The sequence below is a fragment of the Pseudomonas sp. FSO-7 genome (assembly GCF_059579345.1).
Genome location: NZ_CM184193.1, coordinates 2,664,266 through 2,676,074, shown reverse-complemented (window position 1 = coordinate 2,676,074; position 11,809 = coordinate 2,664,266). Strand labels below are relative to the sequence as shown.

Here is an 11,809-nt window from a genome sequence, read left to right as displayed (position 1 = left end):
CAAACGCCAGTCTGAACAGAAGGTGTCTGGTTCTGAAACATGAAGATCTTCGCCGTTACATTTCCACTTGAGTACCGAGCTCTATCACCCGGTTCAAAGGCAGCTTGAAATATTTCAAGTTACTGTTGGCATTCTTCAGCAAAAACGCGAACAGGTTTTCGCGCCACCGGGCCATGCCAATGCGCTTGGTTGGGATCACGGTCTCGCGGCTAAGAAAGTAAGTGGTCCGCATAGGGCTGAAATCAAGCTCGTTGAGATGGCACTCTCTCAATGCCAGCGGCACATCAGGCTCTTCCATGAAACCGAAATGGAGGCTGACGCGGAAGAACCCTTCTCCATGAGCCTCAACCTCGAAGCGTCGGCCAGCGGCCACTCGGGGACTGTCCTCGGAAACGACGGTCAGCAACACCACCTGTTCATGGAGCACTTGGTTGTGCAGCAGGTTGTGCAAGAGCGCATGCGGAACGGCATCAGTGCGCGCCGTCAGGAAAACCGCAGTACCTTGCACCCGATGGGGTGGCTGTGAACGGATGCTGGCGATAAACAAAGGCAGAGGGAGCGCCGTTTCATCCAGCCGCTCGACGATAATCTTGCGACCCCGTTTCCAAGTCGTCATCAAGATGAACAGACCGACGCCGGCAATCACCGGGAACGCACCCCCTTGAAAGATCTTCGGCGCGTTCGCCGCGAAATACAGGCCGTCTACCAGCAAGAAACCAAGCAGCAAAGGCATGGCCAGCCAACGCGGAGTTTTCCAAAGAAGTAGCACGACCGCTGACGACAGGACCGTGGTGATCAGCATCGTGCCCGTGACTGCCACGCCATAAGCGGCAGCCAGGGCACTGGACGACTCAAAGCCGATGACCAGCAACACCACCCCGACCATGAGTGCCCAGTTGACCGTGCCGATGTAGATTTGCCCCTGTTCTTGACTGGACGTGTGCTGGATGAACATGCGCGGGACATACCCTAACTGGATAGCCTGCCGCGTCAGGGAAAAAGCACCCGATATCACGGCCTGGGACGCAATGATGGTCGCCAGCGTGGACAGCGCGACCATCGGCAGCAATGCCCAGCTTGGCGCCAGCAAATAGAACGGATTGCGAACCGCCTCGGGGTTTTCCAGGATCAGGGCGCCCTGGCCAAAATAGTTGAGCGCCAACCCTGGCAGTACCAACATGAACCACGCACGAGAGATCGGTCGGCGACCGAAATGGCCCATGTCCGCATAAAGCGCCTCCGCACCGGTCAAGGCCAAGACCACGGCGCCCAGGATCGCCACGCCGACACCCGGATGAACGACGAAGAAGCGTATTGCCCAGATAGGGTTCAGCGCCTGGAGTACTTCAGGTCGTTGCACGATACCGTGGACCCCAAGTACACCCAACACGACAAACCACAACACCATGACTGGCCCGAAGAGGATACCGATCCGCGCCGTGCCATGTTTCTGTATCAGGAACAGCGCCACCAACACGATGACCGACAGCGGCACCACCCAGTTCTCTACGCCATCAAAGGCAAGCTGAAGTCCTTCGACCGCAGAGAGGACTGAAATAGCCGGGGTAATCATACTGTCCCCGTAGAACAGTGCCGCTCCAAACAGGCCAAGAAGAACCAGTACCTTGCTCATGTTCGGATAAGGTGCCGACGCGCGACGGGCCAAGGCCGTCAAAGCCATGATGCCGCCTTCCCCTTGGTTGTCGGCCCTCAGAATGAACAGTACGTATTTGATCGAGACAACCCAGACCAACGACCAGAAAATCAGCGACAGGATGCCCAGCACCCCATCGTGATTGGCTTGAACCCCGAAGTGACCGGAAAACACCTCTTTCAGCGTATAGAGAGGACTGGTACCGATATCGCCATAGACCACTCCGACGGCGGCAATGACCAAGCCAACGCCGGATGTTTTTGAGGCTGAGTTTTTGTGTGCAATGGTCGCCGTTTCACTCACGGGGGCTTCTCTCAGACTGCGGGAGTAAGTACATGGCTCCCCTGGGCGTTATCACTAAAAACGTAGATAAGGCATGGGCGCCAGAAACGCGCTTAGTATCCCGGCGGCAAGAAAAAGCCTCCGTAAAAAAAACGTAAAATTCGCTCTGTGAGTTAGCTTAGAGCTGTCCATGCCCGCCCTCTTCCCTCGATTTTACGACGGTACGGTGTATCTACTTGCTTAGCATGCATGCAGGTGACCTCGGTTCCCCCTATCCAACCCAATGGCCTGCGATGAGACGTGACGTCCCATCTACCTGTGCATTTTTTGAGCGCCCATTAAGACGCCCTGCCTACCTGGCATCAGCGTGGTTATCCACAGACATACACACGGATTTATTGGATAACTAGATGGGATCGTGAAGCACTCCTGCCGTAGCGCCTATGGATCCGATGGCCCGATACCCCGCAAGCTGCAAGCCCGCCTTTATCGCACACCGTCATCGTTTCGCTGGTATCGCCATTCAACGGTGGAGCGGTCGCTCGGAAGGATCACTTTTGGCCAGGTGAAGCACTTACGCCATGGCCGAATCGATGTGTTGGTCGCCAACGCTGGTATGGGCGAGATCACTCCGCTTGGCAGCATCACCGAGGCGTACAGCCGCCACGACCGCAGGTATTTCCAAGGCAAAAAAACCACTCATCTGAGTGGCTTTTTTCTCAATTTTCCCGAGGGGCGACACGCGTAAGCGACGCCTCGCTCCGTCGGCAAGCAGGTCTACCCAGACCTCTTCCGTCCCAGTAGCAGGACGGTAGGAGGACTACCCAAACTGCTCAGGCGCCGGCACCCCCAGGAGCCGCAGCTCTGAAAAGGGTTCATCACCCGAAGCGAAGATGAAGTTATCGTCTCGAAGTTGCGAGGCCACATCGCCTTCCAGGGTGATTTCGAACCGGCGCCCCTGTTCGTCGGCGCTGTAGCTTTTCAGGTAGGTTCGCTGACCGTCCTCGCTCAGCACCGCCTTCAGCGTTGAGTTGTAGCCGTTCCACAACTCGGTGAAGCCTAACGCGGAGACGTCTATCTTGTCGGTATCAGGATCGAAGTCGATGATCCGATCCTGGAAATTGCCATCGGTCGTACGGAAGCTGTCTTCGATGGACCCATAGCGGAACACGTCCGAGCCCTCTCCCCCGTTCAGCACGTCTCGTCCCAAGCCCGCATCGAGAATATCGTGTCCGGCGCCGCCCCAGACGACATCGTTACCACCACCGGCAACGAGTACATCGCCCACAGCGGAACCATTCAGTCGATCGGCCGACTCCGTTCCCTGGATCAGGCTGGGGGCGAACACCAGGTTGGTTTCGTTGAGCGCTTGAGCGAGATCGCCGTTGAGTACCAGTTCGAAACGATTGCCCTGTCCGTCCGGTTCAAAGCTTTTCAGATAAGTACGGGTGCCGGTGTCATTGACTTGAACCGCCAGGGTTCCGTCAAGCCCGTTGCCCAGCCCGCTGAAGCCTAGCGAAGACAGGTCGATAAGGTCCTGGCTGGCATCGAAGTCAACGATGCGATCGCTGAAGGCCTGAGTGTCGGTGCGATAGCTGTCGCCGATGGAGGTGATTCGGAACACATCGGCGCCGGCGCCACCCTCGAGGACATCTCGTTGCCCTCCTCCATCGAGCAGGTCGTTGCCGTCATGACCACTGAGGTGTTCCGGGACATAAGCGCCATGGAGCGCATCGTCGCCCACGCCTCCGGCAATTTGGGGCAATACACCTGCAAGCGCTCCAAAGGTGGTATCCAGTGTTCCGTCAGCGTTGAGCCTGATGATGCTGAAGTCATCGTTGCCAAAATAGTGCTCTGCCCGGCCACCAGGATCTTACCGTCCGCGAGCACCGTAATGTCCCGGGCCGTATCCCTGCCTCCGGCCAGATCGAATACAGCGACGCCCTTGTTGCCAAAACTTGCGTCAAAGGTTCCGTCTTGATTCAGCCGGATGATCTTGAAGTCATAGCCGGTTGCGCCTTCCTGGTTATAACCCGCCACCAGGATTTTACCGTCGCCCTGCACTGCAATGGACTTCGCCAAGCCGGCCACCTCAATGTCGGCCGTACCGTCAGTGCCAAAGCCGGTGTCCAGGGACCCATCGGGATTCAATCGCGCGACCACGAATGCCTCGTTGTAACCTGGAACCAGGATCTTCCCGTCGGCTTGCAGCGTCAGGCCAAAGCCCTCCAGTGTGTTGATGTCGGGAACCGTGAACGCTACGGCTTTGCCGCCGTTGAAACTCGAATCAACCGTACCGTCGGCATTGAAGCGATTGACGGAAAAATGATGCTCGTAGGCGTCATAATTCGACACGAGGATTTTGCCGTCCGGCTGTACGGTCGCGCTGGCGGAATCTCCCCATGCAGCCGGCGCGGTGGCGGTTCCATTGACGCCGAAGCTTTGATCCACCGACCCGTCGATGTTCAGACGGACCATGACGATGCTCGGGTCAGAGAAATGCGGATAGACGATCAGGAACTTCCCATCGGCCTGTACGGCTGCGCTATAGCCCTCGCCTGGGTATATGTCGCGAGGAAGCAAGGCCTTGCCATCGTCGCTGAACGTGGTGTCGATCGTGCCGTCGGCGTTAAGACGAACCAAAGAAGTCCTATAGCCTTCGTACTCCCATTGTCCGGTATCTACCCACGTTATCCCGGCAAGCCAGATTTTACCGTCCGGCCCCACCGCTATTTTGGCGGTGTCGTTATAGCCTTCCAGGTCCACGAACGTTTTTCCGGTGCCGGCACGTAGCGCCGCGCTGGCACCGATGTCTGAGCTGGTCATGCTTGAGCCTCGCAGTGTCGATGGGATACTCCGTGAATTTCGCCTTGTACAAAGTAGCCGTTTACTCCTAATCCGCCAGCCTGGATTCAACAGCCAGACAACAGGCGCGACGCACCAGCCCCTTCGTTCCCGTAATGTTCTCGTGTCTCTTATCACGCAGATCGCTTTTTCGGCCGACCTTCTCTCTCCGGTGTACCCGTGGAAAAGCCTCTCTCAAATAGTCGAGAAATACAGACCTATCTACGCTTAATAAGTACCTGACGAATAAAGTGTCCAATGCGCAACTTCTGGTCCGCCTACATCACTCCACCGCCCCAACTTCCCGTCGCGCAGATCATGATCAAACAGCGAGGTGGGTGGGCAATTAGATTTCGTTAAGGCGAGCGAGACCGTAGCAGATCGCATCCACCTTGCATTAACAACCGACAACAAAAACCGTCACTCACGAGTTCGCCGCTTAGCGATCAACCAGGCACCATCATTTCGTTTAACGGTTAAACTTGATCTAGCACTTCAATTTAAGTAATCTCCGAGAGAGACAAACATCAGGTGCGCGCACATGGAACTTGCAACTGCTATACCGGTTTTCAAGATTTCCTCAGAACGGCTCGCTCGAGAGCATTATGTTGATTGCCTGGGATTCACAATAGACTGGATCTATCAGCAGCGAAACCACCCCGTATATTTGCAAATCCGAAAAGACAAACTGGTTCTACATCTCACCGAGCATGAAGGTGATGCAGAACCAGGCGCGGTCGTAATGGTTCATGTATCAGGCATCGATCAGTTTTATCTTGAGCTTCGTAGCCGGCTGCCATCTGGAAAACTTGTATTTGTCAGTCATACCGAGGCATCGACCACCCTGCAAATAGCCGATCCTTTCGGCAATCAACTTAGACTGACGGAAAATAAATTAAGCTAAAAAAAACGCTGCTAGACATAGCAGCGTTTTTTTGCATTCAAATTTTTCTAGATATAAATAATGTGCGCTTATTATGAACCGACGCTAACGGGTATGTCACCTGCAGCACATTGAGAATCTTGCTCACCCTCTCTATGTGGGTTTGTATCCAAGCATATCCTTCTATACATTCGAAAATCAGGATTCCGTCTTCACTACAGAACTCACATGTTTTATCAAACAGATCTACAAAAGACTGATTGTCGGCTTGTGAATAACCAAATCCGATACCAGCCCATACGACGCAGGTGAAATCATCCTCAAGCAACCTGACTGTACGAACGTCACCAACGGTAAAGCTTGTACGCTCAATGTGAGCATAATTCTTTCGAGCTTCTAATATCGCATGCGCTGAGATATCGATTCCGTGGTATGCCCTGTGGCGATTCAGAGAAGCTCTTAACCCTCCGGTGTAGCAACCTATGTCAAGTATTCGGTCGCAGTCATGCTCTTCGATAATTCCGGAAATTACAGAATATCTGGCGGTCAGAGCGGTATTGGACAGATACGCATAGGCACCTTTTAAAAATGCTTCGTCCTGCCTTGCCGGATTAGCTGTCATTGACTCGCGCTCATCGTCTGACAACAGAGTTCTCTCTAAAGCGGACATAGCCTTCTCCTTGGTCTCAAGCGGATAAGAAATTCAGACGCTTTACGTCACTTGCTTTATCTCTGCGCTGGGCACGGGGGACGCGCTCAACTGCGCACCGGAAAATTGAGCAATGAGAGTACCCGCCAATATCAGGATGCACCCTAAAACCTCCCTGGCCCCAAGCGTTTCTCCAAGAATTGCCCAGGCTGCGACTGCGGCGATCACGGACTCCGTGCTAAGGATGATCGCACTATGTGCTGCCTTGATATGTCTTTGAGCCAGAATCTGCAGGGTAAAACCCACCGCGACTGACATCACGCTTCCATATAGCAATGGAATGTAGGCGTCTCGAACCATCTGGCCGGATATAGGCTCCACAAAAAGTGCAAGCACCAACGACATGATCAAGCACGTACCTGACTGGATTATCGCAAGCTTAATCGGCGGCAGACTGTGGCAGAACGAAGAAAGAGCTATCACTTGTAGCGCCCAAAAAAGAGAACTCAGCAATGTAAGGAGGTCGCCAGGATTAACCTGCAATGCACCATGGACACTCAACAAATACAGACCAATTACTGCCAGAATTACACCGATCCAAAGTCCAGCGCCATGGCGCTGCCCAGTAAACAGGCAAAGTAGAGGCACGAGCGCGACGTAGAGGCCGGTGATAAATCCAGTATTTGCTACGGACGCATAGATTAACGCCACCTGCTGAAGATTTATTCCGCCAAAAAGGATTACACCTACAGCAACCCCTTTCATCCAATCCTTTGAAGTGAGCTTGGCGGTGCCTTTCTCCAAATAAAGCAAAGGCAGGATTAGAATTGTTCCGATCGTAAAGCGTATTGCTGTAAACCAGAAAGGCCCAATCGAATCCATACCAATTTTCTGAGGAACAAACGCACACCCCCAAATAATCGCAGCCCCCATGAGCAGGACGTTCGACGTAATTGTTTTGCTTTTCATAGTACCAACGTAGCAAGGCGTGCTGCACATTTCGAACATGAACAGTCATAGGAGTCATCATTAGCGCAGCCATTGCCAGCAGCGCATAGCCGACGCCCAGACTCATGCGACCCATGAAGGATGAGTACAAATTCAAATGGCGATCACCCGCTTCTTTCCCTTGGCGCGCTATGCCTATCAAACCCAGTAAGTATTGGATTCAAATCAATCATCCTTGGGACTTAAGTCCTTATCCCTAGAGGTCTATGAACGCAATCAGCAGTCTAAGGCCGCCAAAGAGCCCTGCGCCTGATTGGATCCAATTTTTAACCTTTATTTTTCAAGAGCACAAGCTCTTTTTGCCATCAAAGATATTGATACATGAATTCGATGATAATGATGCGACTCTACCTTTGTAACAGCTTGGTGACAGTCTTAAGCATATTGTATGACGCCATCGGATTGGCTCGAACATCTTTATAAGAAAAATCAAGCCTCTCTGCTCATTGAGTTATATATCTGCTGCTATAAATGAAACCAGCCCACCGTCTTACCGCATTGCCAAACTGCGAGCCCCCTTTTTTTCCCGATAAAAACCCTTAGCCGCCAGGGCAGTCAATTTCTGTAGTCCCCCGAATACGCGTCAGCCACATTCATCTCAATGTCACCACTTGATGGAAAGCTCATCCCAACGCAAATAATGACAGGCGCGCTTTACGCCCAAGGATTCCTGATGAGACTTGCCACTTACAACGTCGAAAATCTCTTCAACCGCGCCGCAGTCATGAACCTTGAGGGGTGGGCAAAAGGCAAGCCGACGTTGGAGCGCTTCGCAAAACTCAATGCCTTGCTAGGCCAAGAAGCCTATACGGCGGCGGATAAGCAACACATGGTGCGTTTGCTGGATGAGCTGGGACTCAGCCCCTCAGACCAAGGGCCCTTCACCCTGCTTCGGCAAAATCGTGGCAGCCTGGTCAAACGATCCCGCAACGGTGAAGTAACAATTGTCGCTGATGGACGATCCGATTGGGTCGGCTCGCTGGAGTTGATTCAGGCACCTGTTGACGAGGAAGCCATGCGCAACACTGCCCGGGTGATGATTGATCTGAAAGCCGATGTACTGGCGGTGGTGGAGGCGGAAAGCAGGCCAGCGCTACGCGACTTCAACACCGAGATCATCGGTGGGTTAGGCGGTGATGTGTTCAGCCATCTGATGCTGATAGACGGCAATGACGAGCGCGGCATTGATGTCGGCGTGGCCGCACGCTCAGGCTTTCCAATCGGAACCATGCGCAGCCATGTGGATGATCGTGTGGATGTCGGCCCACTGATTTTTTCAAGGGATTGTCCAGAGTTTTATCTGACAATGCCATCCGGCCTCCAACTGGTATTGTTAGTCAATCATTTCAAAAGCAAAGGCTACGGCAGCCCCTCTGATTCGGCCAAAAGAAGATTCGCCCAAGCCAATCGAGTGAAGGAAATCTATAACTTGTTGATTGAGCAAGGCGAACAATATGTTGCCGTCGTGGGTGACTTGAACGACACGCCGGACAGCGACGCATTGAAGCCGCTCCTTGACGATACGACGCTGAAAGATGTGTTCGCCCACGAGCGTTTCGATGATGGTGGTTACCCTGGAACATACGGATCTTGCACAGCAGCCAACAAAATTGACTATCTGCTGCTGTCGCCAGAGCTTTTTCTAAAAGTGAAAGCTGGTGGCGTATACCGCAAGGGTATGTGGCCAGGTTCAAGACCCGTACGTTGGGAGGCCTATCCCGAAATCACCAAGAAAGCAAACGCGGGTTCTGATCATGCTGCTGTATGGGTGGATCTCGATATCTGAACGCTCTTGAGCTAATCGCAAGCGATCGTGCAGGCGCAGCTACTTGGTTCGCCTTCACAGCCCCCCGAGTATTTTAGTCAGAACTTACTCCCCAGGCGTCAGCCCTTCATCGCTGTCTTGTAATGATGGCCACGCAAGGCTCATAAACGCAGTACGTGGGCGCATCTCGCTCGGCTACTCGATAAAAGGTCAGCCTGGAATCGAGGTTGTGCAAACCTCGTTTCGGTATTGGAGGCGGCTTACCGGTTAGCTGAACTGATGTCAGCGATAAAGCGGATCGTGCGACCAAACGCGCTCGATTCAGCTCATCAACAGGCAACGCTCCTCCTCTGATTCTTCCAACCCGATAAATCGTCGCACCCGTTGAGCGCCATGCCCTTCGCGGATCGCCTGTGGCGAGGCATCCAGCTGCACGTTGCCGTTTTCCATGAAAATCACCCGGTCAGAGATCGACAGGGCAAACTCCATTTCGTGAGTGACAATCAGCAGGGTCATGCCTTCGCGAGCCAGGTCGGCGATCACCGTAAGCACCTCGCCGACCAGTTCCGGGTCCAGCGCCGAGGTCGGTTCGTCAAACAGCAGGATGTCCGGGTCCATGGCCATGGCCCGGGCGATCGCCACACGTTGTTGCTGGCCACCAGACAGTTGATGCGGATATTTGTGAACGTGGGCCAGCAGGCCGACCTTGTCGAGCAGCTGGCAGGCCCGCTGCTCACTCAGTGCGCGGCTGCCGCCATGATAACGAGGGGCGAGGCTGATGTTGTCCAACAGTGTCCGGTGCGGAAACAGGTTGAAGTTCTGGAACACCATGCCGATGCGCTGCACACCCTGACGAACCCGACGCCCATCCGGTTTGTCCTCGGCATTAATGAAGCCCTCTCCGAACAACAGGATTTCACCCTGATCGATGCGTTCCAGGCCATTGATGGTGCGGATCAACGAGGTCTTGCCGGAGCCGGACGGGCCGATGATGGAAATCACCTGGCCGCTTTGCACCTTCAGGTCGATGCCTTTGAGCACATGATGATCGCCGTAGCGTTTGTGCACGTCCCGCAGGTGCAGGGCCGGGGCCGCCCCTTTGGCTGGGAGGCTGACCTTGCTCGATACCCTGGGTGCCAGACTGTCACGCAGCACTTGTGTCGAGGCGCTCTCCAGGGTTTGCGGTGTACGCAGGTTCAGGTCCAGGTAACGTTCCAGACGCTGCAAGGCGAAGCCAAACACTGTAACGATCAGCACGTAGTACAGGCCCACAGCCGCCAGAGTCTCCATGACCAGGAAGTTCTGGGCATACAGGCGCTGGCCGACAGTCAGCAGTTCGGTCAGTGAAATCACCGAGATCAACGAGGTCAGTTTCACCACCGTGATGTATTCGTTAATCAACGTCGGCAGTGAGATACGAAACGCTTGAGGAATGACGATCAGCCGTTGCACGCCAAGCAGCCCGAGTCCCAGGGCACGGCCCGCTTCCTTCTGGCCCTTGGCGATCGAAATCAGCCCACCACGATGAATTTCTGCCATGTAGGCGGCCTCAGTGACCACCAGCGCCAACAGACCGGAATAAAATGGCATCGACAGCACCGGCCCGGCGCCGGGCAGCAACTGCGGCAGGTTGTAGACGAAGACCACCAGCACCAGCAGCGGAATGCTGCGAAAGAACCAGATGTAGAGTGATGCGGGGATGCGCAGCCAGCGCACGCTCGACAGTTTGGCCGAGGCCAGGACAAAACCCAGCAGCATGCCCAGAAACCAGGCCAGGGTGCTCAGTTCGATGACGGTCAGGCTCGCCGCCCAGAAGTCAGCCAGGGTGAACAGCGAAAAAAAGTAATCCCAATCGAATTGCATAGACACCTCGCGCAAGCCGCGCCCCCGATCGAGGGCGCGGTTTCAGGCATTACTCAGAGACCGGTTCCAGGTCATACGCCTTGAGAATGGCGGCGTACTCGCCGTTGGCCTTGCTCTCAGCCAACGCCTTGACCAGCGCCTGATAGGTCGCGTCGGCGTCTTTCTTGACGTAGATGCCCAACGTTTGCGGGTACACCAACTTCTGCGAGCTGACGATCACACGGCCGTTGGTACGCTGAGCGATCATGTGCGCGGCGCCGGCAATTTCTACTTGAGCCTGGATGTTCTTTGACAGCAGCGCCTGCGTCACCTCGGGTGCCGAGGGAAACTCACTGACGGTGATGGCGCCCTTGTTGTTGGGGACGCAGTAGTCGCTGGACAACTGACGAAACTTGCCGACCCAGGTGGTGCCCTGCTCCAGCCCGATTTTCAGGCCACACAGGTCTTCGGGAACCTGCGGGTTCAGCTCACTGCCCTTGGGCACCATGATCGCCGCGCCGGTGTTGGCATAAGCAATGGTCCGGGCCTGGGCCTGGCGCTCCGGGGTGATGTACATGCCGGAGATGATTGCGTCGTAATGCCCGGCGTTGAGGCCGTTGAGCAGATTGGGAAACTTGGTGTCGACGAAGTTGGCCTTGACGCCCATTGCCTTGGCCAGGGAATGGGCCAACTCCGGGTCGGAGCCGACCACGTTCTTGTTGGCGTCATAGGACTCGAACGGTGGGTAGGTGATTTCCATTCCGACCTTCAATACACCCGGGGTCGCGGTGCTGGCGAAGGCGGCATTGGCACAGAACAGAGCCGCGGCGAGCAGACTCAGTCGGGTCAAGGCGTAGGGGGTTTTCATGGTGGGATGCTCCG

Annotated in this window: 8 protein-coding genes and 2 pseudogenes; 3 read left to right on the top strand and 7 right to left on the bottom strand. The window is 54.8% G+C overall.

Annotated elements, in window-relative coordinates:
* Positions 1–55: 55 nt before the first annotated feature.
* Complete coding sequence (locus AC515T_RS11780) at positions 56–1,957, bottom strand: potassium transporter Kup (RefSeq protein ID WP_496532603.1); 1,902 nt, start codon at positions 1,955–1,957, stop codon at positions 56–58.
* A 535-nt stretch (positions 1,958–2,492) separates the two neighbouring features.
* Here AC515T_RS11780 and AC515T_RS11775 point away from each other — a divergent pair.
* A pseudogene (locus tag AC515T_RS11775) lies at positions 2,493–2,591 on the top strand (oxidoreductase); the annotation flags it as partial.
* A gap of 165 nt (positions 2,592–2,756) precedes the next feature.
* Here the strand turns inward: AC515T_RS11775 and AC515T_RS11770 are convergent.
* Entirely contained in the window at positions 2,757–3,680 is a 924-nt protein-coding gene (locus tag AC515T_RS11770) for a M10 family metallopeptidase C-terminal domain-containing protein (RefSeq protein ID WP_496532602.1), read from the bottom strand.
* Between the two features lie 107 nt (positions 3,681–3,787).
* Positions 3,788–4,762 (bottom strand): annotated as a pseudogene (locus AC515T_RS11765) (M10 family metallopeptidase C-terminal domain-containing protein); the annotation flags it as partial.
* A gap of 559 nt (positions 4,763–5,321) precedes the next feature.
* On the opposite strand from AC515T_RS11765, the gene AC515T_RS11760 reads away from it, so the two are divergent.
* Complete coding sequence (locus AC515T_RS11760) at positions 5,322–5,684, top strand: glyoxalase superfamily protein (RefSeq protein ID WP_496532601.1); 363 nt, start codon at positions 5,322–5,324, stop codon at positions 5,682–5,684.
* Between the two features lie 37 nt (positions 5,685–5,721).
* Here AC515T_RS11760 and AC515T_RS11755 read toward each other — a convergent pair whose 3' ends face one another.
* Positions 5,722–6,333 carry a class I SAM-dependent methyltransferase gene (locus AC515T_RS11755; RefSeq protein ID WP_496532600.1) on the bottom strand — a complete coding sequence of 204 codons (612 nt, stop codon included), beginning with the start codon at positions 6,331–6,333 and terminating at the stop codon, positions 5,722–5,724.
* A 42-nt stretch (positions 6,334–6,375) separates the two neighbouring features.
* A complete protein-coding gene (locus tag AC515T_RS11750; RefSeq protein ID WP_496532599.1) occupies positions 6,376–7,281 on the bottom strand; it encodes a DMT family transporter in 906 nt (301 codons plus the stop codon).
* Between the two features lie 712 nt (positions 7,282–7,993).
* On the opposite strand from AC515T_RS11750, the gene AC515T_RS11745 reads away from it, so the two are divergent.
* Positions 7,994–9,106, top strand: coding sequence for an endonuclease/exonuclease/phosphatase family protein (locus AC515T_RS11745; protein ID WP_496532598.1), 1,113 nt, complete (start codon positions 7,994–7,996; stop codon positions 9,104–9,106).
* A 300-nt stretch (positions 9,107–9,406) separates the two neighbouring features.
* Here AC515T_RS11745 and AC515T_RS11740 read toward each other — a convergent pair whose 3' ends face one another.
* Together AC515T_RS11740 and AC515T_RS11735 are read right to left on the bottom strand one after the other, a co-directional pair.
* Entirely contained in the window at positions 9,407–10,948 is a 1,542-nt protein-coding gene (locus tag AC515T_RS11740; RefSeq protein ID WP_496532597.1) for an amino acid ABC transporter permease/ATP-binding protein, read from the bottom strand.
* A gap of 49 nt (positions 10,949–10,997) precedes the next feature.
* Positions 10,998–11,795: a transporter substrate-binding domain-containing protein gene (locus AC515T_RS11735; RefSeq protein WP_496532596.1), complete on the bottom strand. Its 798-nt coding sequence runs from the start codon at positions 11,793–11,795 to the stop codon at positions 10,998–11,000.
* Positions 11,796–11,809 lie beyond the last annotated feature (14 nt).